The organism is Pseudomonas farris (genome assembly GCF_019145235.1).
Lineage (GTDB): Bacteria > Pseudomonadota > Gammaproteobacteria > Pseudomonadales > Pseudomonadaceae > Aquipseudomonas > Aquipseudomonas farris.
The window spans coordinates 234,030-259,686 of the sequence record NZ_JAHSTV010000008.1; the positions used below are offsets into that span (position 1 = coordinate 234,030).

Here is a 25,657-nt window from a genome sequence, read left to right on the forward strand (position 1 = left end):
ATCGTTACGGTCAGGGTAATGGTTGGCGGGAGGGATTCGTTGCCCGTGCCGACCGCCTTCGCGAGCAAGCCCGCTCCCACAGTGTCCGTGCCTTGCTCAAATTCTGAGTCACCCACAATACCTGTGGGAGCGGGCTTGCTCGCGAAGGGGCCAGAACAATCCCCGCAGTTTTCAATGGCAGAGCATTACACTCCGGTCATCTGCTGCTGCACACGAATCTGCAGCTGCGCGGTGTTTTCCAATAGTTGCGCCAACAACGCCGGATCTTCATCCATATAGCCTTCGTACTCCGCCAGGTTTCGTCGCTCATGACACAGGGCGAATAGCCGAACCTGTACTTTGCCAATATCAGCGGTATGAACCAGGCACTGAAATACCAGATATCGCTTGTCTGAACGGTAGCCGCACAAGCGAAGAGCCGTCAGTGCAAGGGCATGGGCATGGGCATGGGCATGGGCAGCGTTGTAAGCCAGGTCGAAACGACTCGCGAAGGAAAGCGAAGACGTTTGCGCGTCTTTCAATCGATCCACAGCCGAACGCATCAGCCCTTCGCATTCCTTGCGATCCGGCGGCTCAGCTTTCAGTCCACCGCTACGTAACAGGTTTTCCAGGTTCTCGTTGCTGCCCATCCTTGGACTCCAAAGGGTTTCCCCCCATCAGATTGATTTTGTCCTGCTGCGCTACCCGCACGACAAAACTATTTTCAGCCGCCAGTTTTGCGGCCCAGTCGTCGGGTGTGTAGAGCGTCGGGTTGAGGACGCGGCCCAACTGCTCCTCCATCGGTATAAGCCGCTCCATCACTTCACTGTAGTGCAGGCCCTCGCCGATCAGCATGAGATCAATGTCACTGGATGCGTTTGCCTGATCCTTGGCGATAGAGCCATACACAAATGCCCAGGTGATCTGTTCGGCAAAGGGTTGAAGCGCCTGACGCAGAGGCTCGGCAATACCAAAGGTTTTGCGGGCAATGCCCAGCAGTTCCGCATAGATCGGGCAGTCGGGATTGGCTTGATAGTGGGTCTGGTTGCCCTGACGGGTCATGGTCAGCACGCCTGCCCGCTGCAACCGATCCAGCTCGCGCATAAGGCTGCCTTTACCCACTTGAGCCCAGCGGGCGATCTCGTTGGCGTAAAAACTTTGGTCGGGTTTACCAAACAGCAGGCCGAGCACTTTTTGCTGGGTGGTGGTGAACAAGGCTTCACTTAGTGACAGGTTTTTCACGGCAACGACCGATAAGTCCCAAAAAAGGAACGATAGGTCCCTTTTTGGGAATCTTCAACCTAATGCAGAAACCTTTGTGGCGAGGGGGCTTGCCCCCGTTGGGTTGCGAAGCAGCCCCAAAACCAGCAACCGGGATGTATCAGGTACACCGAGAACAATGGTTTACGAATGCTGCGCAACCGAACGGGGGCAAGCCCCCTCACCACAGGGAGGTCCGACCGCTTGGAGTTTTGTGTTTAAAAGTTTGTCCGCAGGAACGGTGAGAGGCTACGCGGTCTGGCGTCGCTGCCTACAGCAATGCCGGAACCCGCCGACTGGTGCGGTTTTGCGTTGATCTTTATCGTTTGTGTGTCGCTGGCAATTCAGCGACCGGGCTTGGAACCCCGAGGTGTAGAAGGCGCAAAAGCGCCCCTCATGACGTATGCTTGCGCACCTTTAATGTGTGCACTCCGTTATGGCGGCTGTACGCGGGAGACCTTCGGGTCTGCCGGGTTTTCTCCACCTCGGGTTCCAACCTGCGTACAGCTGCCACCCCTTCGCTTGGAACCGATGGAGCAGCTGAAACTCATTACTGGAGATGCACAATGTTCAAAGCTACTCCCAACCCGCCAGAATCCGGGACCGATTCCCAAGCATCCCTCGATGCAGAAAAAATGAAGGAAGCCGCTGACCGCGCCTTCTCCCATTACTTCCCGTCACCCCACGAAAAACCCGCCAAACGCCGTAAATCCCAGCTCTTCACCGTCTCCCCCGATATCGACACCGAAGCCCTTCTGGCCAATGCCTCCGAAGACCTGCTGTCCATCAGCGCCATTGCGGCCGATCTGGCGGACGATGTGGAAGGCTCACGCCGCTCTGTCGCCTTGGCGCTCAGTCGTTTGGCAGATGGCGTGCAGTTGTTGGTGGAGCGGGTGCTGGATCATCATGAGTCGTTGCAGATGAAGGCTCAGGCCGGGGTTTAACGCACAAACCCCTGTGGCGAGGGGCTTGCCCCCGTTCGGCTGCGCAGCAGTCGTAAAACCATTGTTCTCGGTTTACCTGATACATCCCGGTTGCAGGTTTTGGGGCTGCTTCGCAACCCAACGGGGGCAAGCCCCTCGCCACAGGGGTCCGGTCAGACCAGACCTGCGCTTACAAGCAGCTCCTCCAGCGCGAGCAAGTCAGGCACCTTCGCCACTTGCTCCCCAACCTGCACCGCCGCCTGTTCCAGTGAACACAACGGCACATCGACATAGCTCAACTGGCTATCCAGCTTGTAAGACCGCGGAATCCCCTGCACCAGCAGCGCAATGAACTTCAGCTCAGGCCGCCCGCCGAGGGCGTTGAGGATGACGATCCGTGCTCGCTCACCGATCACCACTTTGTTGCCACACGCCGACTCGAAACTGAGCAGCGGAATCTGCCGTTCCCGCCATGTCACCCGCCCCAGATACCACGGCGGTGAATCGAGATCGAAAGCCCCCGGCTGATAGTCGATCAGCTCAGCGACGGCGACGTTAGGCAGGATCAGGTTGCGATCAGCCAAGGGCAATAAAAGCCCAGTGAGGTTGCTGGAGCGGTGTTCATGCATGGGTTTTGCTCCACCGGGCGATGCTGTCGAGCAGCACCGATTCCTGGTATGGCTTGCCGAGGTAGTCATTGACGCCGATGGCCATGGCGCGGTCGCGGTGTTTCTGGCCGGTACGAGAGGTGATCATGATGATTGGCAGATGCTGCAAGCGCTCGTCGGCGCGTACCTGGGTCGCCACTTCGAAGCCGTCCATGCGCGGCATTTCGATGTCCAGCAGCATCAGGTCGGGCATGTGTTCTTCGAGCAGCAACATGGCGTCGACACCGTCCTTGGCGGTCAGCACGTTCATGCCGTGGCGTTCCAGCAGACGGCTGGTGACCTTGCGCACGGTGACCGAATCGTCGACCACCAGCACCAGCAGCGGCCGTTGCGATTCGGGCTCTACGTCCTGTGTCACTGGTCGTTGCGGCACCCGCGCTTGCATCGCACGGATCGGCGCCAGCAAGTCGAGAATCAGCACCACCCGGCCATCGCCGAGAATCGTCGCGCCGGACAAACCCTGCACCGCGGCGAACTGCGGGCCAAGGCTTTTGACCACGATTTCCCGGGTGCCGGCCATGGCATCCACTTGCACCGCGACGTGCCGCTCGTTGCACTGCACCAGCAACACCGGCAACGGCAGGCTCTGGCCCAGCAGTTTCGGGCGGGTGCTGGTTTTCAGCAGCTCGCCGAGATAGCACAACTCATAACGTTGCCCGGCGTATTCGTAGGTCGGCGGATCGAGGCGGTAATGCCCTTCGAGTTCGTTGGGCAACACCCGAACGATGCCGTCGATGGTGTTCAGCGGGATCGCGTATTGATCCTCTGCGCACTGCACCATCAGCGCGCGGTTGACCGACACGGTGAACGGCAGGCGAATCCGGAAATGCACGCCCTGCCCTGGCACAGAGTCGATGATCATGCTGCCGCCGAGCTGCCGGACTTCTTCGTGAACCACGTCCATGCCCACGCCACGCCCGGAGATCTGGGTGATTTTTTCGGCGGTGGAGAACCCCGGTTGCAGGATGAATTGCAGCACGTCGCGGTCGCTGATATCGCTGTCCGGGTGGAGTAATCCGCGCTTGATCGCCTTGCGCCGCACGGCGTCCAAAGGCACGCCGGCACCGTCGTCGCGGATGTCGAAAATGATGTCGCCGCCCTCTCGGGACAAATCCAGGGTGATCTTGCCTTGGGCCGGTTTACCCGCCGCGATACGCACCTCGGCCGATTCCAGGCCATGATCGACGGCGTTGCGCAGCATGTGTTCCAGCGGCGCGGCCATGCGTTCGAGGACGTTGCGGTCCATCTCGCCTTCGGCGTTGCCGACGATGAAGTCCACGTCCTTGCCCAGTTCGCTGGCGACCTGACGAACGATGCGCTTCAAACGCGGCAACATTCGCTCGAACGGCACCATGCGCGTACGCATCAGGCCTTCCTGCAATTCGGTGTTGATGCGGCCTTGCTGTTGCAGCAGGTTTTCCGCGTCCTGATTGCGCCGCTCGAGGGTTTCCTTGAGGTCAAGCAGGTCGGAGGCAGACTCGAACAGCGCCCGAGACAACTGTTGCAACTGCGAGTGACGGTCCATCTCCAGCGGGTCGAATTCTTCGTAGCCCAGGCGTTCAGCCTCAACTTGCTGACGGCTGAGAATCCGCCCCTGGGTTTCGGTATCGAGGCGGCGCAACTGGTCGCGCATGCGTTCGATGGTGGTTTCCATCTCGTTCAAGGCCACCCGTGCGTCGTTGACCTGTTGTTCGATGCGCCCACGGAAGATTGAAGTTTCGCCGGCCAGGTTGACCAGGTCGTCGAGCAACTCCGCCGAAACCTTGACCGTATCGGTGCCTTCCGGTTGCAGCGCGGTTGGCTCGGCTTTGGCCGCTACGGGTAGCGTCATGGGTGCCGATGTTTCGGGCACCGCCGGATGGCTGAAATTCTTGATCGCATCGATCAGCCGATCGGCCGGCGGCAATGGCTGACCGGCGCGTGTGGCGTCGAGCATCTGCGCCAGTCGGTCATGGCTGCGTTGCAACAGCGAGAATAACTCAGCGGTGGGTTGCAGCACGCCCGCCGACAAGCCTTCGTAGAGGAATTCCAGTTCATGGGCCAGGTCGCCAATCGGCACAATCTCCACCATCCGCGCGCCACCCTTGAGGGTGTGCAGATCGCGCAACAGTGTTTCCACTTCCTGGCGACTCGACGGCTCGGCCTGCCAGCGCAACAGTGCCGCGCCGGAGTTTTCAATGATGTCGAAACCTTCCTCGAGGAAGATCTCCAGAAGCTCGGGATCATGGCCCGCCGAGTCATTGCTGACCGCTGGTTCGACCACCTCGACGCTGCCGGCATTGCCTTGGCGAAACTCACGAATGGCCGCGATCAACTCACCCGAATCACCCAATGGACGGTTGTGCTGCAACTGATCAAGGAACATGGCCAGTCGGTCATGGCTCTGTTGCAGCAACTGCGCCAGTGCTTCGCTGTGGCTGTAACGGCGGTCCACCAGGCCTTCGTAAAGGCTTTCAAGTTCATGGGCCAGATCGCCGACCGGCTCGACCTCGGCCATCCGCGCACCTCCCTTGAGGGTGTGCAAATCGCGCTGCAAGGACAACAGCGGCGCGGCGTTGTCCGGGTCACTCAGCCAACGTTGCAAGGCCTGGCCGGCGCTTTCGAGGATATCCACCGCTTCTTCAAGGAAGATCGAAACGATTTCGTCGTCCAGCTCAACCTGCGTCGCGGCTTGCTCCAGCTCGGCGGTGGCGCTGCCCAGTTCGCGGATGCTCAGGGTGCGGCTGCCGTCACTGCGAATCAGGCCCATGGAGGATGGATCGAGACTCTCATCGAGCAAGCCGCGCAAGGCCCGAACGCGCTCCGGTTGCGCAGTGACTTCCTGGCCGGCGGCCAGTTCATCGAGCATGTTGATCAGCGCTTCATGGGCACTTTGCGCCTCGTGGAAAAACCTGTCGCTGACCGCCAGGCTGCTTTCTTCCACCGCGCCATAAAGGTCGAGCAATGCTTCGCAGAGCTCATCCACCGGATGCAGATCGGCCAGGTGCGCGCCTTCGCCGAGGGTGGTCAATTCATCCAGTAGCGCGCTGAGTTCCTGCCGCTCGCCGGGATGTTGCTGCCAGCGCTGTAACAGGCTTTCGGCGTCCAGCAGGATGTCCATGCCCTGGGCGAGGAAGTTGTTGATCAGTTGCGGATCGCGCTTGATGCGCTGCTTCGTATTGGGCGTGCTCAACAGGTTTTGCAGACGCTCGGCCAGCAATGCCTTGGTTCGCTCGATCAGCGAGCGAGCGTCGGGGATTTCAGCCAGCGGGTCGCTCTTGAGTTGTCGCAGCCCAAGGCGGAACAGCCCTTCGGCTTCCAGCAGCAATTCAACTTCGTCCAGATCGAGGGCAATCCGGTGCGCCTTGTACTCCCGGGTCAGTTCATCCAGCGACGCCGCCAGCTCGGCAATCGGCAGCACGCCGGCCATCGAGGCGCTGCCCTTGAGCGTATGCAACGCCCGCTGCAACTCGTCGCTGGCCTGAAGCGGTACGTGTTCGGAGGCTTGGTCGAGGAAGCGATTGAGGCTGCTCAAATGGGTTTCGGCTTCGTTGCGGAAGATCTCCAGCAACAGTGGATCGAGCGCCGCGACATCCTGCACGTCCTCACCGGACACCGGTTTATCACCCTTGGCGAGGGCATGCGCACGGGCGGCCAATTGATCGACATCGTTGCGTTGGCGCTGGGCATTGGCGGCAAACTCGGCCACCAGTTCCGGTAGCAGCTTCAGCGCATCGCCCACCAGTTGTTGCACCGCAGGCCCAGGTGCAACGCTGTGTTCAAGCACGCGATTGAGCAGGTTTTCCACCGCCCAGGCCAACTCACCCAGCACCAGCGCACGGACCATCCGGCCACTGCCTTTGAGGGTGTGGAAGGCGCGACGCAATTCACTCAAGACCGATGTGCTGTCGGGGTTGGCCGACCAGCGCGGCAGATACTCCTCGAGGATTTCCAGCACCTCGTCAGTCTCTTCGAGGAAGACTTCCCGCAGCTCATCATCCACCGGTTCTTCACCGGCGGGCGGCGGCAACAGGCTACCCGGCGTGGTCAGGGCTGGCGGGTTGACGGATGACACCGGGCTGGCCAACACATCGGCCAGAGACTGAACGGTTTCGGGGTCGTCCAGTTCCTGCATGTCCTGCATAACCAGGGCTTCACTGGGGCTGAGTACATCCTTGAGCATCGGCACCTGCTGTTCGCTGGGGAAGAAGCCGAGTGAGGCCAGGCCTTTTTCCGCGACGTCGAGCAGGTGTTCTCCCGGTGCTTCAGGGTCGTCGCTGAGGCGCTCCAGGTAATATTCGATGCTGGTGATCACGTCGGCCAGGCTGTCCAGTTGCTGCCAGCCGGGCTGGTCCGGGTCCACCAGCAGATGCTCGCGGATGAAGCCGTTGCAGGTCTCGACCAGGCTCGCCGCACGGGCCAACGGAATCATCGCCAACGCACCGCGCACCTGGGTCAGCAACGCCGGCAAGGGTTGCAAATGCTGGCGGTCCCAGTCGGCGTCGATGTAGTCGACGATCATGTCCTTGGCCTGTTGCAGGCAAATGCGCGCTTCCTTGATCACGATCTGATGGATCTGCGTCAGGTCGGTGGTCGGCAGACGGCTGTCTTCCTGGCTTTCCGGCTCCACGGTACCGACCATGCCGGCCAGGGTCGCTTCGACGTAGAGCAAGGCCCCGGCGACGTCCATGAGGGTCGCGTCGTTGGGTTCACGCTGGCCCTGAGCGAGGCTCAGCACCACCGCCAATTGATCGATGATGACCTTGCGCGGCTGGCCGAAACCGAGCACCGCCAAGGTATCGGCGATTTGCCGCAGGGGCGCCAGCAGGTTTTCGAGGTCCGAGGTGTGCTGGCGGTCGCTGCGCACGAACAGGTCCAGGCGCTCCTTGACCCGCACCAACTCTTCGCACAGCGCCGACAATACCGAACGCATGGCGTCGCGGTCAGGGCCGGCCAGCCGTGCCCGTTCTTCATCGACCATCGCGCCGTCGGGTAGCGCATCGTCAAGTGAGTAGCGATCTTTCATGGTCAGCATCTGCCCGGTGGGGTGTTCGGCCTTGGCAATATAGAACAACAAACTCTTGAGCAGCTCCGGCGGTGCCGGTTGATTGATTCCGGGCATACCCTGTTCGAGCAAACGCTTGAGCTCTTTGTCGGCGTCCTTGAACAGGCTGCGCAACGCCGGGCTGTTGGCGATCGAGCCATTGCGCATGCCTTCGACCAGTGCCGAAGCGACTTGCCATAACGGGCTCAGGGGCGCATTGCCGCACAGCGCTTCGAGGCGCGCAAACACCCTGGCCAGATAACCGAAATGGGGTTCGTCATCCTGCTCACGCAACAAACCGACCAGGGCCATCTGCAACATCTGCCGCAATTTGCGCAGCACATTCGGCAAGTCGGACGGTTCAAGCACTGCGAGGGCTTGCGGGCTCAGGGGCGCCAGCTCCGGCAGTTGTGGGCTGAACAAACTGGTTTCCGACAGCAGGCTTTCGCCGCGGGCACTGCGCAGGTCGTTGATCAATGGCAACACGACTAAAGGCAAGTCACGACGGGCGCCTTGCACTCGGTCGAGGTAGGTCGGCAATTGTCCCAAGGCGTGCAGCAACAGATGGATCGCCTCGTCGCGATGGCTGACGCGGTTCTGCTGCAAGGCGCTGGTCAGCTGCTCGATCTCTTCGGCGAGCAGAGCCGCGCCGTAAAACTCGACCATCTGCAAACTACCGTGAACCTGATGGACACAGGCCAGACACTCGCTCAGCGCATGCGTCGCCTGCGGGTCGTCGATCAGGGTTTCGATTGCCTGATGAGCCTGCTTCAGCGTTTCGGCAATCTCGCCTTTGACCCACTCGAGGGCCACATAGTCGTGCCGATCACCCATAACCACTCCAATCACCGCTCCAGTCAAAAAAAGCAAACACCCGTAGTCGGTTCAAGCTTTGTCCGCAGTCTGCGCTTTAGCGTCCGGCAAGGTGAAACCGGACACCGAACGCCGCAGCTGGCTGGCCATTTTCGCCAGGTTGCCAATGCTCTCGGCGGTGGCGGTGGAGCCGGACGAGGTTTGCGTGGTGATCTGCTGGATCACGTTCATCGTCAGGGAAATCTGGCCGGCCGACGAAGTCTGTTGCTGCGCGGCGTTGGAAATACTCTGGATCAATGCCGCGAGGGTCTTCGATACACCTTCGATTTCTTCCAGGGCCACCCCGGCATCCTGCGCCAGACGCGCGCCGCGCACCACTTCGGTGGTGGTCTGCTCCATGGAAATCACCGCTTCATTGGTGTCGGTCTGAATCGCCCGCACCAGTGTTTCGATCTGCCGGGTCGCCGCTGACGAGCGCTCGGCCAAGCGCTGCACTTCATCGGCCACCACCGCAAAACCGCGCCCGGCGTCACCGGCCATGGACGCCTGAATGGCCGCGTTGAGGGCGAGGATGTTGGTCTGGTCGGCAATGTCATCGATCAGGCTGACAATGTCGCCGATTTCCTGAGAAGACTCCCCCAGCCGTTTGATGCGCTTGGCGGTGTCCTGAATCTGCTCGCGAATATTGTCCATGCCGTGGATGGTGTTGTGCACCACTTCGTTGCCCTTGTTGGCGATTTCCACCGAGCGCTCGGCCACCGCAGAGGATTCGGCAGCGTTGGCCGAGACCTGATCGATGGACTGGGCCATGTCGTTAATGGCCGTGGAGGCTTCGGAAATCTGCTGGGCCTGATGCTCCGAGGCCTGGGCCAAGTGCATGGCGGTGGCCTGGGTTTCCTGCACGGCGGCGGCGACCTGGCCGGCGGTGAGGTTGATGGTCGCCACCAGATCGCGCAGTTGGTCGACGGAATAGTTGATCGAGTCAGCGATGGTCCCGGTGAAGTCTTCAGTCACCGAGGCGGTCACGGTCAGGTCGCCGTCGGCGAGGTCTTCGATTTCGTCCAGCAAACGCATGATCGCGTTCTGGTTGCGCTCGTTCTTCTCAGCGGTTTCACGCAGTTGACGGTTGGTTTCGCGCACCATCACCAGACCGATGAGGATGATCGATGTCAGTGCGAGCAAACCCAGCACGTAACCGCCGATGGTATCGGTGTTGCGCCCGCCGGCGAGGTTTTCGAAACGGCTGGCCAGGTGCGAGGCTTCATCGAGCAGGGTTTGCGACAGGGTGAAGATGTTGGTGGCCGATTCGCGGACCTTGAGCAGCTCCGGCGAGGTTTCGAGGATTTCGTCAACCGAACCCGACACGAATTCGAACAGTTCGGAAATCTCGGTCAACCGGGCGCGCGCATCACGGTCTTCGACCTGGCTGATTTTCAGTGCCGCATTGCCCTGAAGCATGCCGTTGAGCACTAGGCCGAAACGTGCCGCATCGCGACCGAAAGCGTCGGCCGCCTGCTGCGAATTTTCATCGCCGGACAGCACGGTGTTCACCGCACCGAGAATTCGCTCGGCCAACAGCGACTGACGCTGGGCCATCGCCACCTGAGTGGCGGGGGCGCCACGTTGCAGGAGGGTTTCGACGACCTTTTCATACTCGACCTGCAACTGTGGCACGGTTTCAGCCAGGGTCGCGGCGACTTGATGCAAGGACAAAACGGTCTGTTCGCTGGAGAGGATGGCGTCGGTGTTTTTCAGCAGACGCTCCCAATCCAGCTGCACGGCGCGCATTTCCGGGCGCACGGTGGACGGTGCCGGGGGCAGGCCGGTGGAGGGATCGCCTTTCTTCAGATAGCCCCAACGCTGGGCGAAGTCGTTGCGTGCATCGCTGAGCAACTTGAACGCCGCGGCCTTGCCGGCGGCGGCTTCGGTGGCGTTCTTGGCGATGCGTTGGGACAGCACACGCAGCTCACCGGCGTGGCCGATGTACTGTTTGTCGTAATTCGCCTGGGTGTTGAGGTACGCGAAGTTGGCGAACAGCAGCATGATGAAGACAATCAGCGCGATGAACAGCACGATGATCTGCGACCGACTGCGCGATCCTTCTGGCTTGCCTGTTTTAGCTTTTATCATCGGTCCTCGCCTGTTAACCAGCATCTGTGAACCTTGCCGAGAACCCTGTGGGAGCGGGCTTGCTCTCGAAGGCGATGGGTCAGTCAGCATCAATGTTGAATGAATGACCGCTTTCGCGAGCAAGCCCGCTCCCACATTGAATCGGCGTCGCGCCGGTTATACGGCGACGTTCATGAATCCTTGCGACTGCGCCAACGCAAACGGGCTGAACACCTGCCACTTCTGCTCACGCCGAAACCGGCCTTTGACGAACGCCGACATCGGCCCTTGCAAGTCATCGGCCGGCACCGGCTCCAGACTGTCCTGGGCAAAGTGCTGCAAGCCGAAGACCTCATCGACCATCAACCCGGCAAACACGTCTTTGTGCTCCACCACCAATATCCGCCGTTGCTTACGCAAGGCCGGCATTTCATGGCCGGGTTCATAACCATAAAAAAAGCCATGCAAATCCATGATCGGCAGCAGGCGCCCGCGCAGGTTAGCCACGCCCTTGACCCAGGGTTTGACCCCCGGCAATTGGGTAACGCGCGGTTCGTGCAGAACTTCGCTGACTTCGCCCATGGGCGCGACGTACCAATGCTCGCCCAAGCGAAAGCCGATGCCGCTCCAACTGTCTTGTCGGGTCGGCTGGGACGGCAGGTCTGCCGCCAGCAGACGACAGCGCTGGTCAATCTGCAGCAGCAGTTCGAAAGCCGTCAGCGACTCGGTCATGACCGGACGATCAACCGGCCAGCACGTTGTTCAGGGTTTTGATCAGGGTGTCTTCGTCGACCGGTTTGGTCAGGTAGTCCTTGGCGCCTTGGCGCGTGCCCCAGACTTTGTCGGTTTCCTGATCCTTGGTGGTGATGATAATCACCGGAATGTGCCCGGTTTCCGGGTCTTTGGTGAGCTGACGGGTCGCCTGGAAACCATTAAGGCCGGGCATGACGATGTCCATCAGCACCGCGTCGGGTTTTTCCTGACGGGCCAGGGCCACGCCGTCGGCGCCGTTTTCGGCTTTCAACACCTCATGACCGTGCTTTTCGAGCATGCCGGTCAATTTGTACATTTCAGTCGGCGAGTCATCGACGATCAGAATACGTGCCATGGTCTTCCCCATTCTTGTCGACACCGGGCCCCATGGCCGAGCGTCACTGTGCGTGTCCTACTGCGGCGAAACGGCGGCGAAGCCCGGTACATGGGCCTGAATCGCGTTCAGCAGTTCTTCCTTGCTGAAAGGCTTGGTCAAAAACTGGTCGGAACCGACGATCCGGCCTTTGGCCTTGTCGAACAACCCGTCCTTGGACGACAGCATAATCACTGGCGTGGACTTGAACGCACTGTTGTTCTTGATTAAAGCGCAGGTCTGATAACCATCCAGACGCGGCATCATGATGTCGACAAAGATGATGCCGGGGTGATTGTCGGCAATCTTGGCCAGGGCATCGAAACCATCGATTGCGGTGATGACTTCACAGCCCACATTTTTCAACAGCGTTTCGGCGGTGCGACGAATCGTTTTCGAATCATCGATCACCATGACCTTCAAGGCGCTGGAATGCTGTTCCATAGGGGCTCTACCGTCGCCTTTGTGAATCAATTTGTCCGTTTGCCGCTTATCGTTGGCTCGAAACCCTTGATACTTAAGGGCCAACACGGCATGGCAGCCTTTTTAGCACAGTCTCCCCATCCAATCTATCGGGCGACCCTGGCGGTGGTTTTTCCTTGACCGGGAACACACTCAGCGCCACTCTGACGCCACTTTTTCACAACACTTTCCACCCAATTTCGAGGAAAACCCCATGAGCGTTCGCGTCGGGATTGTCATGGATCCTATCGCCAGCATCTCCTATAAAAAGGATAGCTCGCTGGCCATGCTGCTGGCCGCGCAAAAGCGTGGCTGGGAACTGTTCTATATGGAACAGCGCGATTTGTATCAGGCCGAAGGCGAGGCTCGCGGGCGGATGCGTCCGCTGAAGGTGTTCGCCAACCCGGAAAAATGGTTTGAGCTGGGCGCCGAAAGCGATGCGCTGCTGAGCGATCTGGACGTGATCCTGATGCGCAAGGATCCGCCGTTCGACATGGAATTCGTCTATTCCACGTACTTGCTGGAACAAGCGGAAAATGCCGGCGTACTGGTGGTCAACAAGCCGCAAAGCCTGCGTGACTGCAACGAAAAGCTGTTCGCCACGCTGTTCCCGCAGTGCACGCCGCCGACCATCGTCAGCCGTCGCCCGGACGTGTTGCGTGAATTTGCCGACCATCACGGCGACGTGATCCTCAAGCCGCTGGACGGCATGGGCGGCTCGTCGATCTTCCGTCACACCGCTGGCCACCCGAACCTGTCGGTGATCCTCGAAACCCTGACCTTGCATGGCCGTCAGCAGATCATGATCCAGGGTTACCTGCCGGCAATCGTTGATGGCGACAAGCGCATCCTGATGATCGACGGCGAGCCGGTGGATTACTGCCTGGCACGGATTCCCGCGCTCGGCGAAACCCGTGGCAACCTCGCCGCCGGTGGCCGTGGCGAAGCCCGACCGTTGACCGAGAAAGATCGCTGGATCGCCGCGCAAGTCGGCCCGACCCTGCGCGAGAAGGGCTTGCTGTTCGTCGGTCTCGACGTAATCGGTGAGCATCTGACCGAAATTAACGTCACCAGCCCGACCTGCATTCGCGAGATCGATAACGCATTCGGCACCGACATTGGTGGCCTTTTGATGGATGCCATCGATCAGAAGCTCAAGACTCGTTGATCGAGAACAGCCAAGAAACAACCAACATTGCGTTATCATCCCCGGCTTGTAAAAAACGCGATGTTGGTTTTCTTGTTATGACACTCCCGTCCGATCTGCCCCCTGAACTCGCCCACCGTGGCGTGCGTCCGGCTGATCGCCTCGGTTTCACCCTGTTTCTGGCGGCGCTGATTCACCTGGCCTTGCTGTTGGGCGTCGGGTTCTCCATGGTCGAACCCAAGCAAATCAGTAAAACCCTGGAAATTACCCTCGCCACTTTCAAAAGCGAAAAGAAGCCTGATAAAGCTGATTTTCTCGCCCAGGAAAATCAGGAAGGCAGCGGTACCCTGGAGAAAAAGGCGGTTCCCAAGACCACTGAGGTCGCGCCATTCCAGGACAATAAGGTGCAGCAAGTCACCCCTCCGCCGGCGGCCAAGCCTCAAGTGCAGGAAGCCGCGCCCAAGGCGTCTGTGACCACCGTCGCGCCGAAACCGAAAAAAGCCGCAACCAAGACTGAAGAACCCAAACCCCTGACCAAACCCCAAGTGGCGGCACCGACGTTCGACAGCGCGCAGCTGTCCAGCGACATCGCCAGCCTGGAAGCGGAACTGGCCAGCGAACAACAGCTGTACGCCAAGCGCCCGCGCATTCACCGCTTGAGCGCCGCATCGACCATGCGCGACAAGGGTGCCTGGTACAAAGATGAATGGCGCAAGAAGGTCGAGCGCATCGGCAACCTCAACTACCCCGACGAAGCCCGGCGCAAACAGATTTACGGCAATTTGCGACTGATGGTCTCGATCAACCGCGACGGCTCGCTGTATGAAGTGCTGGTGCTGGAATCTTCCGGCCAGCCCCTGCTGGACCAGGCGGCGCAGCGCATCGTAAGGCTGGCGGCGCCGTTTGCACCGTTTACCGGGGATCTGTCAGACATTGACCGTCTGGAAATCATCCGCACCTGGAAGTTTGCGCGTGGGGACAAGCTCTCCAGTAATTGACCAGCACAAAACCCCTGTGGGAGCGGGCTTGCTCGCGAAGGCGTCGGGGCAGTCGACATCAATGTTGTATGTACCGCCCTCTTCGCGAACAAGCTCGCTCCCACATTTGGTCTGTGCCGACTGCCAAATTGCGGCATCCTCGGCTTGTCAGTTCGCCCCTCCAACGCCACACTAGCGCTCATGAAGAACGTCAGCCCCAGCTACCTCAAGCATCACTTCCTGATCGCCATGCCTCACATGGCCGACCCGAACTTTGCGCACACCTTGACCTACATCGTCGAGCACACGGCCAATGGTGCCATGGGGCTGGTGGTCAACCGCCCGCAGGACCTTAACCTGGCCGATATCCTCGAGCAATTGCGCCCCGATATCGAACCGCCGTTGCTCTGCCAGCATGTGCCGATCTTTATTGGTGGCCCGGTGCAAACCGATCGCGGTTTTGTCCTGCACCCATCGGGTAAATCTTTTCAGGCGACCGTTGATCTGGAAGACGAGTTGTCCCTGTCGACCTCCCAGGACGTGCTGTTCGCCATCGCCGACGGCGTCGGCCCCGCGAAAAGCCTGATCACCCTCGGCTACGCCGGTTGGGAAGCCGGGCAATTGGAAGCCGAACTGGCCGACAATGCCTGGCTGACCTGCCCGTTCCATGCCGACATCCTGTTCAACACCAGCAGCGAATTGCGTCTTGAAGCGGCGGCCAAACACTTGGGCGTCAACCTCAGCCTGCTCACCAGCCAGGCGGGGCACGCCTGATGGCCCTGCGGTTGATTTTGGGTTTCGACTACGGCACCAAACAGATTGGCGTTGCGGTCGGTCAGGTGATTACCGGCCAAGCCCGCGAGCTGTGCACCTTGAAGGCGCAAAACGGCATTCCTGACTGGAATCAGGTCGAAGCCCTGATTAAAGAGTGGAAACCCGACGCTGTGGTGGTCGGCCTGCCGCTGAACATGGACGGCACACCCAGCGACATGTGCCTTCGGGCCGAGAAGTTCGCCCGACGCCTGAACGGACGCTACAACCTGCCCTTCTATACGCATGACGAGCGCCTGACCACCTTCGAGGCCAAGGGCGAACGCCTGGTCCGGGGCGGCCAGAAAGGCAGTTACCGCGACAACCCGGTCGATGCCATCGCCGCCGCGCTGCTGTTGCAAGGCTGGCTCGACGAAAACACCGCGCTGTTCGAATCCTGACCGCACCTAATTCTGAAGAGCCGCTGCGGCGTCTCCCTTAGCTACAACCCGAGCCACCACTCAAGCAACATCCGGCTCGGGACAAAGAAGGAGCAAATCATGAGCCTGCCCAATCCCGCCGAACTGATCAGCCAGATGGCGATCCGCCTCAAGGCTTATCTGGAAAACCGTGGCATCAACGAACCGCGTTACATCGGTATTCGGACCGGTGGCGTCTGGGTCGCGCAGGCGTTGCTCGATGAACTGGGCAGCGATTCGCCCCTGGGCACCCTGGACGTTTCGTTCTACCGCGATGACTTCAGCCAGAACGGCCTGCATCCGCAAGTACGCCCATCGGCGCTGCCGTTCGAGATCGAAGGCCAACACCTGGTACTGATTGATGACGTGCTGATGAGCGGTCGGACCATCCGCGCCGCGATGAACGAACTCTTCGACTACGGCCGCCCGGCCAGTGTGACGCTGGTATGCCTGCTGGACCTGGACGCCGGTGAGTTGCCGATCCGCCCGAACGTGGTTGGCGCGACCCTGTCGCTGGCGGCCCACGAACGGGTGAAGCTGTCCGGCCCGGAACTCAAGCTCGAACTTCAAGACCTCGCCCTTTAATTCGCCCTATTGAGAGTCCCCCTCGCGATGACGCCTCTAGAAACCAAGCGCCCGCTGCAGCTCAATGATCAGGGCCAGCTGCGCCACTTCCTCTCGCTCGACGGTTTGCGCCGCGAGCTGCTGACGGAAATCCTCGACACCGCCGACTCGTTCCTCGAAGTCGGCGCCCGGGCGGTAAAGAAAGTCCCGTTACTGCGCGGCAAGACCGTGTGCAACGTGTTCTTCGAGAACTCCACCCGCACCCGCACCACCTTTGAACTGGCAGCTCAGCGGCTGTCGGCCGACGTGATCACCCTGAACGTGTCCACGTCGTCGGCGAGCAAGGGCGAAACCCTGCTCGACACCTTGCGCAACCTGGAAGCCATGGCCGCCGACATGTTCGTCGTGCGTCACGGTGATTCCGGCGCGGCGCACTTCATCGCCGAGCATGTCTGCCCGCAAGTGGCGATTATCAACGGCGGCGACGGCCGTCACGCCCACCCGACCCAGGGCATGCTCGACATGCTCACTATTCGTCGGCACAAGGGCGGTTTCGAAAACCTTTCGGTGGCCATCGTCGGCGACATCCTGCACTCGCGGGTAGCGCGCTCGAACATGCTGGCCCTGAAAACCCTTGGCTGCCCGGACATCCGCGTGATCGCGCCGAAAACCCTGCTGCCGATCGGCATCGAGCAATACGGTGTGAAGGTCTACACCGACATGACCGAAGGCCTGAAAGACGTCGACGTGGTGATCATGCTGCGCCTGCAGCGTGAACGCATGACCGGCGGCCTGCTGCCGAGCGAAGGCGAGTTCTACCGCCTGTTCGGCCTGACCACCGCGCGCCTGGCCGGGGCCAAACCGGATTGCATCGTCATGCACCCGGGGCCGATCAACCGCGGGGTGGAAATTGAGTCGGCGGTGGCCGACGGCCCGCACTCGGTGATCCTCAACCAGGTGACCTACGGCATCGCGATTCGTATGGCCGTGCTGTCCATGGCCATGAGCGGGCAAACTGCCCAGCGCCAATTCGAGCAGGAGAACGCCCAGTGAAGCTCAGCATTCTCGGCGCACGCGTTATCGATCCGGCCAGCGGCCTGGATCAAGTGACTGATATCCACGTTGAAGCCTGCAAGATCGTCGCCCTCGGCGCCGCTCCGGCTGGTTTCGTTGCAGTAGACACCATCGACGCCAAGGGCCTGGTGGCGGCCCCGGGCCTGGTTGACCTGAACGTCGCCCTGCGCGAGCCGGGCTACAGCCGCAAAGGCTCGATCGCCAGCGAAACCCGCGCCGCCGCAGCCGGTGGCGTGACCAGCCTGTGCTGCCCACCCAAAACCAAACCGGTGCTGGACACTTCGGCTGTGGCCGAACTGATCCTCGACCGCGCTCGCGAAGCCGGCAACACCAAAGTCTTCCCGATCGGCGCCCTGAGCAAAGGCCTGGACGGCGAGCAGCTTGCAGAGCTCGTTGCGCTGCGCGATGCCGGCTGCGTGGCCTTCGGCAATGGCCTGGAGAGTTTCCGCAATACCCGCACCCTGTGCCGGGCGCTGGAATACGCGGCGACGTTCGACCTGACGGTGATTTTCAATTCGCAGGACCATGATCTGGCCGAAGGTGGCTTGGCTCACGAAGGCCCGACAGCGAGTTTCCTTGGTTTGCCAGGCATTCCGGAAACAGCCGAAACCGTGGCCCTGGCCCGGGATCTGCTGCTGGTCGAGCAAAGCGGCGTGCGTGCGCACTTCAGCCAGCTCACCAGCGCCCGCGGTGTGGCGCTGATCGCCCAGGCCCAGGCCCGTGGCCTGAAAGTCACGGCGGACGTGGCGCTATATCAGCTGATTCTCACCGACGAAGCGCTGATCGACTTCAGCAGCCTCTATCACGTCCAGCCGCCGCTGCGCACTCGTGCGGACCGCGACGGCCTGCGGGCAGCGGTGAAGTCGGGGGTGGTATCAGCCATTTCCAGCCATCACCAGCCCCATGAACGCGATGCCAAACTGGCGCCGTTCGGCGCGACCGAGCCGGGTATCAGCAGTGTTGAGCTACTGCTGCCGCTGGCGATGACCTTGGTGGAAGACGGTTTGCTCGACTTGCCGACGCTGCTCGCACGCTTGGGCGCCGGTCCTGCCGAAGCGTTGCGCTTGCCGGCGGGCAAGCTGGCGGTGGGTGGGCCTGCAGATATCGTACTGTTCGACCCTGCGGCCTCGACCGTGGCCGGTGAGACCTGGCTGTCCAAGGGTGAAAACTGCCCGTTCATTGGCCATAGCTTGCCGGGTGTGGTGCGTTACACCTTGGTGGATGGGCGGATCAGCCACCAGGCTTAAGACCTGTGGCGAGGGAGCTTGCTCCCGCTGGGCTGCGCAGCAGACCTGTTTTGGGGTCGCTTCGCGACCCAGCGGGAGCAAGCTCCCTCGCCACAACTTATTGGAAGGCGCCTCTGTTCTGCGCGTTGCGAATCGACACTTGGTCATTCAACGTCCAGAAGTCATACAACACCCCCAGAAAGAACAACCCGCCCGTCACCAGGTACAGCAACCCGCTGATCCACTTCCCCTGATACATCCGGTGCACACCGAAAACCCCGAGAAACGTCAGCAGAATCCACGCGACGTTGTATTCGATGGGGCCGGCGGTAAAGCGCAGGTCCGCTTCACGGTCCATGGCGGGGATCAGAAACAGGTCGATCAGCCAGCCGATACCCAGCAAACCGAAGGTAAAAAACCAGATCGTCCCGGTCACCGGCTTGCCGTAATAGAAGCGGTGAGCCCCGGTAAAACCGAAAATCCACAAAAGGTAACCGATCACTTTGCTGTGTGTGTCTTGCTGTGAAGCGGGTTGTTGATAGGTGTTCATGGATGACCTCGACTCACACGATAGAGAAATATTCTTGAATTCTTTGTGACTTTTTTACAGGTGGCCGACATACGGCAAATGCTACCTTCATTCCTGTCAAAGCCTTGTAATACCTGACTTTTGCCAGACAACTCACGTCAATTTTGCCGCTTTTTAGTTCCGCGCCCCCCAGTCTGAATCGACCAACGGCCTCGGAAGGGCAAAAAAAGCTGTTATAAAGTTGCGCGTTCACACATATGAGCCTTGCCTAATGCGTCCATTTTTCAAGACATGGCTAACCATTTGCCTATTATTGCCCCTGGCCGCCCACGCCACCAATCGTGAGCAACGTCTTCCCAACGTTAATGGTTACACCCCAAAATCCCATGCTTCTGCTCCTTCGAGCAAAAACAAACAGACCGTAAAACGCTCCAGCCAACTGAGCGGCGTAAACAGCACGCTGGTCCCGCCGATGGCGACCAAGGAAAGCAGCAATGTACTGAGCCGCGCGGTAAACGTGCTCGGTACGCCTTATCGTTGGGGTGGCAGCACCCCAAGTAAAGGGTTCGATTGCAGCGGTCTGGTGAAATACGCGTTCAACGACGCCACGTTTGATCTGCCACGTACCTCTAACGCCATGGCCAGCGGTCATGGCGAGAAGGTCGATCGCAACGATCTGAAGCCTGGCGACCTGATTTTCTTCAAACTCAAGAGCCGCCGGGTCAATCATGTTGCCATCTACCTGGGCAACGACCGCTTCATCCACGCACCACGCCGTGGCAAGTCGGTGAGCATCGACACCCTGAAGAAACCGTATTGGGAAAGCCACTACGTGGTTGCCAAGCGGGTTCTGCCGAAAGAACAGAACGCATTGCGGGTTGTTCAGCGTTGATTTGAGCGCTCCGGAGCAGACCCGAAATCTGCTTTGAACATGATGGCCTCTTCGCGAGCAAGCCCGCTCCCACATTAGAATGCGTTACAATGTGGGAGCGGGCTTGCTCGCGAAGGCGTCTATGAAAGCGCTACAACTCCCCCTTAAAAATTATCCGGCGACCGCGCCTTCTCCCGCGCATGCTCGCGGCTGATCACGCCCTTGGTCACCAGCTCTTTCAGGCACATATCCAGTGTCTGCATCCCCAGCGACCCTCCGGTCTGAATTGACGAGTACATCTGCGCCACCTTGTCTTCGCGGATCAGGTTACGGATCGCTGAAGTGCCAAGCATGATTTCGTGGGCGGCAACTCGTCCGCCACCGATTTTCTTGATCAATGTCTGCGACACCACCGCCAGCAACGATTCGGAGAGCATCGAGCGCACCATTGATTTCTCGTCGCCCGGAAACACGTCCACCACCCGGTCGATGGTTTTCGCCGCCGAAGTGGTGTGCAACGTGCCGAACACCAGGTGACCGGTCTCGGCGGCAGTCAATGCCAGCCGAATAGTCTCCAGATCACGCATTTCCCCTACCAGAATCACGTCCGGGTCTTCGCGCAGGGCTGAGCGCAGCGCCGTGGCGAAGCTGCGGGTATCGCGATGGACTTCGCGCTGATTGATCAGGCATTTGCGCGATTCGTGGACGAACTCGATGGGGTCTTCAATGGTGAGGATGTGGTGATGGCGATGGTTGTTCAGGTAATCGATCATCGCCGCCAGCGTAGTGGACTTGCCGGAACCGGTCGGACCGGTTACCAGCACCAGGCCCCGGGGCGCCTCGGTAATCTTGCGAAACACCTCCCCCATGCCCAGATCGTCCATGCTCAAGACCTTGGACGGGATGGTCCGGAATACCGCGCCAGCCCCACGATTCTGGTTGAAGGCATTGACCCGAAAACGCGCCACGCCGGGCACTTCGAAGGAAAAGTCGGTTTCAAGATGCTTCTCGAAGTCCACCCGCTGGAGGTCGTTCATGATGTCGTAGATCAGCTCATGCACTTCCTTGTGATCCAGGGCCGGCAGGTTGATGCGTCGCACATCGCCGTCGACACGGATCATCGGTGGCAGACCGGCGGACAGGTGCAGGTCAGACGCGCCTTGTTTGGCGCTGAAAGCCAGCAGCTCAGTGATATCCATAGCGCTCCTCAATTCCAGTAGAATGCCGCGAACCTTCAGACCGCTGGCGCCTCTTGATGTCCACGATAGCAGACAACATTGCTCAGGTTAGTTCACGCATCCGTGCTGCCGCGCTCGCCGTCGGGCGCGACGAGCACACCATCCAGCTACTAGCCGTGAGCAAGACCAAGCCCGCCGAAGCCCTGCGGGAAGCGTATGCCGCCGGCCTGCGCGATTTTGGCGAGAACTACCTGCAGGAAGCCTTGAGCAAACAGCTCGAATTGGCCGACCTGCCCTTGATCTGGCACTTCATCGGCCCCATTCAATCGAACAAGACTCGCGCTATCGCCGAGCATTTCGACTGGGTGCATTCCGTGGATCGCTTGAAAATCGCACAACGCCTGTCCGAACAACGCCCTGCCGATTTGCCTCCATTGAACATCTGCATCCAGGTCAACGTCAGCGGCGAAGCCAGCAAGTCCGGCTGCACCCCGGCCGATCTGCCCGCCCTGGTCGATGCCATCAGCGCTCTACCGCATCTGAAATTGCGCGGGCTGATGGCGATTCCCGAGCCGACTGAAGATCGCGCCGCCCAGGATGCAGCCTTTGCTGCCGTGCAGAGCCTGCAAGCCAGCCTGAATCTGCCACTCGACACACTTTCCATGGGCATGAGCCACGACCTCGAGTCGGCCATTGCCCAGGGCGCCACTTGGGTTCGTATCGGTACGGCCCTGTTTGGCGCCCGCGGCTCTCAACAAGTGCATAGTCAGCCTCACCGTGGCTGACTCACCTCTCTCTATAAGGACCTGACATGAGCAAGACTCGTATTGCCTTTATCGGAGCCGGCAACATGGCCGCCAGCCTGATCGGCGGCCTGCGCGCCAAAGGTCTGGACGCCGCGCAAATCCGCGCCAGCGATCCGGGTGAAGAAACCCGTGCCCGCGTGAGCGCCGAACACGGCATCGAAGTGTTTGCCGAGAACGCCGAAGCCATTCAGGGCGTGGACGTGATCGTGCTGGCGGTCAAACCGCAGGCGATGAAAGCCGTTTGCGAAGCCATTCGCCCAAGCCTCAAGCCAAATCAACTGGTGGTCTCGATTGCGGCCGGCATCACCTGCGCCAGCATGAACAACTGGCTTGGCGCCCAGCCTATCGTGCGCTGCATGCCCAACACCCCGGCGCTGCTGCGCCAGGGCGTGAGCGGCTTGTACGCCACCGGCGAGGTGAGCTCCGAACAACGCCAACAGGCTGAGGAGCTGCTGTCGGCGGTTGGCATTGCCCTGTGGCTGGAAGAAGAACAGCAACTGGACGCGGTCACCGCCGTTTCCGGAAGCGGCCCTGCGTATTTCTTCCTGCTGATCGAAGCCATGACCGCTGCAGGTGTGAAGCTCGGCCTGCCAGCGGACATCGCCGCACAACTGACCGTGCAAACCGCTTTGGGCGCTGCACACATGGCAGTCGCAAGCGATGTCGACGCGGCTGAACTGCGTCGTCGCGTGACATCGCCTGCGGGCACCACCGAAGCGGCGATCAAGTCATTCCAGGCTGGCGGCTTCGAAGCCCTGGTAGAAAAAGCACTCGGCGCCGCTGCGCACCGCTCGGCCGAGATGGCTGAGCAACTCGGCCGCTAATCAGCTCTTACAAAGGAATCAATGATGCTCGGACTCAATGACGCTGCCATCTTCGTAATTAAAACCTTGGGCAGCCTGTACCTGCTGATCGTACTGCTGCGCTTTATCCTGCAATTGGTTCGGGCGAATTTTTACAACCCGCTCTGCCAGTTCATCGTGAAAGCCACTCAACCGTTGCTCAAGCCTCTGCGCCGGGTAATCCCGAGCATGTTCGGGCTGGACATGTCGTCACTGGTACTGGCGCTGATCGTGCAGATGGTGCTGATAGCGGTCATCCTGCTGCTCAAAGGCTTCATGGTTGACTGGCTGTTCTTGGTGCCTTGGGCACTGATCGCAATCTTCTCGCTGTTCTTGAGTATTCTGTTCTACGCAATGATCATCAGTGTGATTCTGTCCTGGGTCGCCCCGGGGAGTCACAATCCAGGCGCAGAGCTGGTCGCGCAGATTACTGAACCAGTGCTTGCGCCGTTCCGTCGGATCATTCCGAACCTGGGCGGTCTCGATATTTCGCCGATCTTCGCGTTTATCGCAATCCAGTTGGTGCAAAGCTGGCTGATCCCGCGCCTTGCGTACTATGCCCTCATGCCACAGGGGCTGCTCGGCCTGATCTGATGAGCTACTTTCGCTGGGACGGTGATGACCTGATTCTGGAGTGTCACCTGCAACCTGCGGCCCGCAGCGATGATTTCTGCGGGCTGCATGGCGATCGCCTGAAGATCCGCCTGACCGCACCGCCGGTTGAAGGCAAGGCCAATGCGTATCTGATGGCGTTTCTGGCCAAGGCGTTCGGGGTTTCCAAGAGTCAGGTGAGTTTGCTCAGCGGGGAGCTGAACCGGCAGAAACGGGTGCGGATTTGCTCGCCGAAGAAGCTGCCGGATTTGCAGGATCTGGTGCGCCCGGCAGGCTGACCGTGTCATCGCTCATCGCGAGCAGGCTCGCTCCCACAATGGAATGCGTCCCTGTGGGAGCGAGCCTGCTCGCGATTGCCGCGCCTCGGTCTACCTGGGGAAAAAACAGGCCCGGCCTTTGCTTGCCGCTAACCCCACCGGTCTTTAGACTTACGCCTCATTTCAATGAGAGCAGGGTCGATGCCAGCTGCCTTCCCCCCCGATTCTGTTGGTCTGGTGACGCCGCAAGTGGCGCACTTCAGTGAACCCCTGGCCTTGGCCTGCGGACGTTCGTTGCCCGCTTATGACCTGATATACGAAACCTACGGCACGCTGAACGCTACGGCGAGCAACGCGGTGCTGATCTGCCACGCCTTGTCCGGTCACCATCACGCTGCCGGCTTCCACAGCCCCGACGACCGCAAACCCGGTTGGTGGGACAGCTGCATCGGCCCCGGAAAACCGATCGACACCAACAAGTTCTTCGTGGTCAGCCTGAACAACTTGGGCGGCTGCAACGGTTCCACCGGCCCCAGCAGCATCAATCCGGAAACCGGCAAGCCGTTTGGCGCCGACTTCCCTGTGCTGACCGTGGAAGACTGGGTCCACAGCCAGGCACGCCTCGCCGACCTGCTCGGCATCCGCCAATGGGCGGCGGTGATCGGCGGCAGCCTCGGCGGCATGCAGGCCTTGCAGTGGACCATCACCTACCCGGACCGCGTGCGGCACTGCCTGGCGATCGCCTCGGCACCGAAACTGTCGGCGCAGAACATCGCATTCAACGAAGTCGCACGCCAGGCGATCCTCACCGACCCGGAGTTCCACGGCGGTTCGTTCCAGGAAGCGGGGGTGATCCCCAAGCGCGGGCTGATGCTGGCGCGGATGGTCGGGCACATCACGTACCTGTCCGACGACTCCATGGGCGAGAAATTCGGTCGCGGCCTGAAGAGCGAAAAGCTCAACTACGACTTCCACAGCGTCGAGTTCCAGGTCGAAAGCTACCTGCGGTATCAGGGCGAGGAGTTTTCCGGACGTTTCGACGCCAACACCTACCTGCTGATGACCAAGGCGCTGGACTACTTCGACCCGGCGGCGAACTTCGACAATGACCTGGCGAAAACCTTCGCCAATGCCCAGGCCAGGTTCTGCGTGATGTCCTTCACCACCGACTGGCGCTTCTCCCCTGCCCGCTCGCGGGAACTGGTGGACGCGCTGATGGCGGCCAGAAAAGACGTCTGCTACCTGGAGATCGACGCTCCGCAAGGCCACGATGCCTTCCTGATTCCGATCCCGCGTTATTTGCAGGCCTTCAGCAATTACATGAACCGTATAGCGCTTTGAGGAAGACATGAGAGCCGATCTGGAAATCATCCAGGAATGGATCCCCGCCGGCAGCCGCGTGCTCGACCTCGGTTGCGGTGACGGCGAGTTGCTGACCTGGCTGCGTGATCACAAACAGGTCACCGGCTATGGCCTGGAAAACGACCCGGACAACATCGCCGAGTGCGTGGCCAAGGGCATCAACGTCATCGAGCAAGATCTGGACAAGGGCCTGGGCAACTTTGCCAGCAACAGCTTCGACATCGTGGTCATGACCCAGGCCTTGCAAGCTGTGCACTACCCGGACAGGATCCTCGACGAAATGCTGCGGGTCGGTCGCCAGTGCATCATCACCTTCCCCAACTTCGGTCACTGGCGCTGCCGCTGGTACCTGGCGAGCAAGGGCCGGATGCCGGTTTCGGAGTTTCTGCCATACACCTGGTACAACACGCCGAACATCCACTTCTGCACTTTCGAAGACTTTGAAGCGCTGTGTCGCGAACGTGAAGCCAAGGTCATTGATCGGCTTGCCGTGGATCAACAGCATCGGCATGGGTGGGCCAGTAAGCTATGGCCTAATCTGTTAGGTGAGATCGGCATCTATCGCGTCAGCAGCCCCGGTCTGCCGGACCACAAGGTCGCGGTCTGAATCACGACACTTC

General features: G+C 60.3%; 25 protein-coding genes. 15 read left to right on the forward strand and 10 right to left on the reverse strand.

Features of this window, described 5'->3' with window-relative positions; all coding sequences use genetic code 11:
- Positions 1-185: 185 nt before the first annotated feature.
- Both KVG95_RS18540 and KVG95_RS18545 read right to left on the reverse strand, forming a co-directional pair.
- On the reverse strand, positions 186-629 hold the full coding sequence (locus tag KVG95_RS18540) for a hypothetical protein (RefSeq protein ID WP_217857461.1): 444 nt from the start codon (positions 627-629) through the stop codon (positions 186-188).
- Positions 592-1,221 carry a nucleotidyltransferase domain-containing protein gene (locus tag KVG95_RS18545; RefSeq protein WP_217857462.1) on the reverse strand — a complete coding sequence of 210 codons (630 nt, stop codon included), beginning with the start codon at positions 1,219-1,221 and terminating at the stop codon, positions 592-594. Before KVG95_RS18545 ends, KVG95_RS18540 begins: the two co-directional genes overlap by 38 nt.
- A 584-nt stretch (positions 1,222-1,805) precedes the next feature.
- Here KVG95_RS18545 and KVG95_RS18550 point away from each other — a divergent pair.
- Positions 1,806-2,183 carry a DUF6124 family protein gene (locus KVG95_RS18550; protein ID WP_123357313.1) on the forward strand — a complete coding sequence of 126 codons (378 nt, stop codon included), beginning with the start codon at positions 1,806-1,808 and terminating at the stop codon, positions 2,181-2,183.
- A gap of 152 nt (positions 2,184-2,335) precedes the next feature.
- On the opposite strand, the gene KVG95_RS18555 is transcribed toward KVG95_RS18550, so the two are convergent.
- From KVG95_RS18555 to pilG, 6 genes are all read right to left on the reverse strand, one after another.
- The gene (locus KVG95_RS18555) at positions 2,336-2,791 is read right to left on the reverse strand and encodes a chemotaxis protein CheW (protein WP_217857463.1); all 456 of its coding nucleotides are present in this window, start codon (positions 2,789-2,791) and stop codon (positions 2,336-2,338) included.
- Positions 2,784-8,687 (reverse strand): Hpt domain-containing protein, encoded by a 5,904-nt coding sequence (locus tag KVG95_RS18560; RefSeq protein WP_217857464.1) that lies wholly within the window; start codon positions 8,685-8,687, stop codon positions 2,784-2,786. Before KVG95_RS18560 ends, KVG95_RS18555 begins: the two co-directional genes overlap by 8 nt.
- 51 nt (positions 8,688-8,738) lie before the next feature.
- Complete coding sequence (locus KVG95_RS18565; RefSeq protein ID WP_217857465.1) at positions 8,739-10,796, reverse strand: methyl-accepting chemotaxis protein; 2,058 nt, start codon at positions 10,794-10,796, stop codon at positions 8,739-8,741.
- 156 nt (positions 10,797-10,952) lie between these two features.
- Positions 10,953-11,507, reverse strand: a complete 555-nt coding sequence (locus KVG95_RS18570) for a chemotaxis protein CheW (protein ID WP_217857466.1) — start codon at positions 11,505-11,507, stop codon at positions 10,953-10,955.
- Positions 11,508-11,517: 10 nt separating this feature from the next.
- Complete coding sequence (gene pilH, locus KVG95_RS18575) at positions 11,518-11,883, reverse strand: twitching motility response regulator PilH (protein ID WP_007897961.1); 366 nt, start codon at positions 11,881-11,883, stop codon at positions 11,518-11,520.
- Positions 11,884-11,940: 57 nt separating this feature from the next.
- Positions 11,941-12,345 (reverse strand): twitching motility response regulator PilG, encoded by a 405-nt coding sequence (gene pilG / locus KVG95_RS18580; RefSeq protein WP_038980984.1) that lies wholly within the window; start codon positions 12,343-12,345, stop codon positions 11,941-11,943.
- Positions 12,346-12,577: 232 nt separating this feature from the next.
- On the opposite strand from pilG, the gene gshB reads away from it, so the two are divergent.
- The 7 genes from gshB (at position 12,578) to KVG95_RS18615 (ending at position 18,601) form a co-directional block, all read left to right on the forward strand.
- Positions 12,578-13,531: a glutathione synthase gene (gene gshB, locus KVG95_RS18585; protein ID WP_038980983.1), complete on the forward strand. Its 954-nt coding sequence runs from the start codon at positions 12,578-12,580 to the stop codon at positions 13,529-13,531.
- 77 nt (positions 13,532-13,608) lie between these two features.
- The gene (locus KVG95_RS18590) at positions 13,609-14,508 is read left to right on the forward strand and encodes an energy transducer TonB (RefSeq protein ID WP_217857467.1); all 900 of its coding nucleotides are present in this window, start codon (positions 13,609-13,611) and stop codon (positions 14,506-14,508) included.
- Between the two features lie 180 nt (positions 14,509-14,688).
- Positions 14,689-15,261 (forward strand): YqgE/AlgH family protein, encoded by a 573-nt coding sequence (locus KVG95_RS18595; RefSeq protein ID WP_052965000.1) that lies wholly within the window; start codon positions 14,689-14,691, stop codon positions 15,259-15,261.
- Positions 15,261-15,698 carry a Holliday junction resolvase RuvX gene (gene ruvX / locus KVG95_RS18600; protein ID WP_007897947.1) on the forward strand — a complete coding sequence of 146 codons (438 nt, stop codon included), beginning with the start codon at positions 15,261-15,263 and terminating at the stop codon, positions 15,696-15,698. Before KVG95_RS18595 ends, ruvX begins: the two co-directional genes overlap by 1 nt.
- A 99-nt stretch (positions 15,699-15,797) precedes the next feature.
- Entirely contained in the window at positions 15,798-16,301 is a 504-nt protein-coding gene (gene pyrR / locus KVG95_RS18605) for a bifunctional pyr operon transcriptional regulator/uracil phosphoribosyltransferase PyrR (protein WP_052964999.1), read from the forward strand.
- Between the two features lie 27 nt (positions 16,302-16,328).
- Positions 16,329-17,333: an aspartate carbamoyltransferase catalytic subunit gene (locus KVG95_RS18610; RefSeq protein ID WP_007897943.1), complete on the forward strand. Its 1,005-nt coding sequence runs from the start codon at positions 16,329-16,331 to the stop codon at positions 17,331-17,333.
- A complete protein-coding gene (locus KVG95_RS18615; protein ID WP_008007433.1) occupies positions 17,330-18,601 on the forward strand; it encodes a dihydroorotase in 1,272 nt (423 codons plus the stop codon). Before KVG95_RS18610 ends, KVG95_RS18615 begins: the two co-directional genes overlap by 4 nt.
- Positions 18,602-18,698: 97 nt before the next feature.
- On the opposite strand, the gene KVG95_RS18620 is transcribed toward KVG95_RS18615, so the two are convergent.
- Positions 18,699-19,130 (reverse strand): NINE protein, encoded by a 432-nt coding sequence (locus tag KVG95_RS18620; protein WP_217857468.1) that lies wholly within the window; start codon positions 19,128-19,130, stop codon positions 18,699-18,701.
- A 250-nt stretch (positions 19,131-19,380) separates the two neighbouring features.
- Here KVG95_RS18620 and KVG95_RS18625 point away from each other — a divergent pair, with 250 nt between their 5' ends.
- Entirely contained in the window at positions 19,381-20,001 is a 621-nt protein-coding gene (locus KVG95_RS18625; protein ID WP_217857469.1) for a C40 family peptidase, read from the forward strand.
- Positions 20,002-20,144: 143 nt separating this feature from the next.
- On the opposite strand, the gene KVG95_RS18630 is transcribed toward KVG95_RS18625, so the two are convergent.
- Complete coding sequence (locus KVG95_RS18630; RefSeq protein WP_123500239.1) at positions 20,145-21,179, reverse strand: type IV pilus twitching motility protein PilT; 1,035 nt, start codon at positions 21,177-21,179, stop codon at positions 20,145-20,147.
- Positions 21,180-21,235: 56 nt separating this feature from the next.
- On the opposite strand from KVG95_RS18630, the gene KVG95_RS18635 reads away from it, so the two are divergent.
- From KVG95_RS18635 to metW, 6 genes are all read left to right on the forward strand, one after another.
- Complete coding sequence (locus KVG95_RS18635; protein ID WP_217857470.1) at positions 21,236-21,943, forward strand: YggS family pyridoxal phosphate-dependent enzyme; 708 nt, start codon at positions 21,236-21,238, stop codon at positions 21,941-21,943.
- A gap of 26 nt (positions 21,944-21,969) precedes the next feature.
- On the forward strand, positions 21,970-22,788 hold the full coding sequence (gene proC, locus KVG95_RS18640; RefSeq protein WP_217857471.1) for a pyrroline-5-carboxylate reductase: 819 nt from the start codon (positions 21,970-21,972) through the stop codon (positions 22,786-22,788).
- Between the two features lie 24 nt (positions 22,789-22,812).
- Positions 22,813-23,400 (forward strand): YggT family protein, encoded by a 588-nt coding sequence (locus KVG95_RS18645; protein ID WP_052964991.1) that lies wholly within the window; start codon positions 22,813-22,815, stop codon positions 23,398-23,400.
- On the forward strand, positions 23,400-23,696 hold the full coding sequence (locus tag KVG95_RS18650) for a DUF167 domain-containing protein (RefSeq protein WP_217857472.1): 297 nt from the start codon (positions 23,400-23,402) through the stop codon (positions 23,694-23,696). Before KVG95_RS18645 ends, KVG95_RS18650 begins: the two co-directional genes overlap by 1 nt.
- A gap of 180 nt (positions 23,697-23,876) precedes the next feature.
- Positions 23,877-25,016, forward strand: a complete 1,140-nt coding sequence (metX, locus tag KVG95_RS18655; protein ID WP_217857473.1) for a homoserine O-succinyltransferase MetX — start codon at positions 23,877-23,879, stop codon at positions 25,014-25,016.
- 7 nt (positions 25,017-25,023) lie between these two features.
- Positions 25,024-25,644, forward strand: a complete 621-nt coding sequence (metW, locus tag KVG95_RS18660) for a methionine biosynthesis protein MetW (RefSeq protein WP_052964988.1) — start codon at positions 25,024-25,026, stop codon at positions 25,642-25,644.
- The last annotated feature ends 13 nt before the right edge of the window (positions 25,645-25,657 follow it).

Coding starts and splice junctions, on each gene's coding strand:
- KVG95_RS18540 (WP_217857461.1), bottom strand. CDS start 629: ATGGGCAGCAACGAGAACCTGGAAAACCTGTTACGTAGCGGTGGACTG.
- KVG95_RS18550 (WP_123357313.1), top strand. CDS start 1,806: ATGTTCAAAGCTACTCCCAACCCGCCAGAATCCGGGACCGATTCCCAA.
- KVG95_RS18555 (WP_217857463.1), bottom strand. CDS start 2,791: ATGCATGAACACCGCTCCAGCAACCTCACTGGGCTTTTATTGCCCTTG.
- KVG95_RS18560 (WP_217857464.1), bottom strand. CDS start 8,687: ATGGGTGATCGGCACGACTATGTGGCCCTCGAGTGGGTCAAAGGCGAG.
- KVG95_RS18565 (WP_217857465.1), bottom strand. CDS start 10,796: ATGATAAAAGCTAAAACAGGCAAGCCAGAAGGATCGCGCAGTCGGTCG.
- KVG95_RS18570 (WP_217857466.1), bottom strand. CDS start 11,507: ATGACCGAGTCGCTGACGGCTTTCGAACTGCTGCTGCAGATTGACCAG.
- pilH (WP_007897961.1), bottom strand. CDS start 11,883: ATGGCACGTATTCTGATCGTCGATGACTCGCCGACTGAAATGTACAAA.
- pilG (WP_038980984.1), bottom strand. CDS start 12,345: ATGGAACAGCATTCCAGCGCCTTGAAGGTCATGGTGATCGATGATTCG.
- gshB (WP_038980983.1), top strand. CDS start 12,578: ATGAGCGTTCGCGTCGGGATTGTCATGGATCCTATCGCCAGCATCTCC.
- KVG95_RS18590 (WP_217857467.1), top strand. CDS start 13,609: ATGACACTCCCGTCCGATCTGCCCCCTGAACTCGCCCACCGTGGCGTG.
- KVG95_RS18595 (WP_052965000.1), top strand. CDS start 14,689: ATGAAGAACGTCAGCCCCAGCTACCTCAAGCATCACTTCCTGATCGCC.
- ruvX (WP_007897947.1), top strand. CDS start 15,261: ATGGCCCTGCGGTTGATTTTGGGTTTCGACTACGGCACCAAACAGATT.
- pyrR (WP_052964999.1), top strand. CDS start 15,798: ATGAGCCTGCCCAATCCCGCCGAACTGATCAGCCAGATGGCGATCCGC.
- KVG95_RS18610 (WP_007897943.1), top strand. CDS start 16,329: ATGACGCCTCTAGAAACCAAGCGCCCGCTGCAGCTCAATGATCAGGGC.
- KVG95_RS18620 (WP_217857468.1), bottom strand. CDS start 19,130: ATGAACACCTATCAACAACCCGCTTCACAGCAAGACACACACAGCAAA.
- KVG95_RS18625 (WP_217857469.1), top strand. CDS start 19,381: ATGCGTCCATTTTTCAAGACATGGCTAACCATTTGCCTATTATTGCCC.
- KVG95_RS18630 (WP_123500239.1), bottom strand. CDS start 21,179: ATGGATATCACTGAGCTGCTGGCTTTCAGCGCCAAACAAGGCGCGTCT.
- KVG95_RS18635 (WP_217857470.1), top strand. CDS start 21,236: ATGTCCACGATAGCAGACAACATTGCTCAGGTTAGTTCACGCATCCGT.
- proC (WP_217857471.1), top strand. CDS start 21,970: ATGAGCAAGACTCGTATTGCCTTTATCGGAGCCGGCAACATGGCCGCC.
- KVG95_RS18645 (WP_052964991.1), top strand. CDS start 22,813: ATGCTCGGACTCAATGACGCTGCCATCTTCGTAATTAAAACCTTGGGC.
- KVG95_RS18650 (WP_217857472.1), top strand. CDS start 23,400: ATGAGCTACTTTCGCTGGGACGGTGATGACCTGATTCTGGAGTGTCAC.
- metX (WP_217857473.1), top strand. CDS start 23,877: ATGCCAGCTGCCTTCCCCCCCGATTCTGTTGGTCTGGTGACGCCGCAA.
- metW (WP_052964988.1), top strand. CDS start 25,024: ATGAGAGCCGATCTGGAAATCATCCAGGAATGGATCCCCGCCGGCAGC.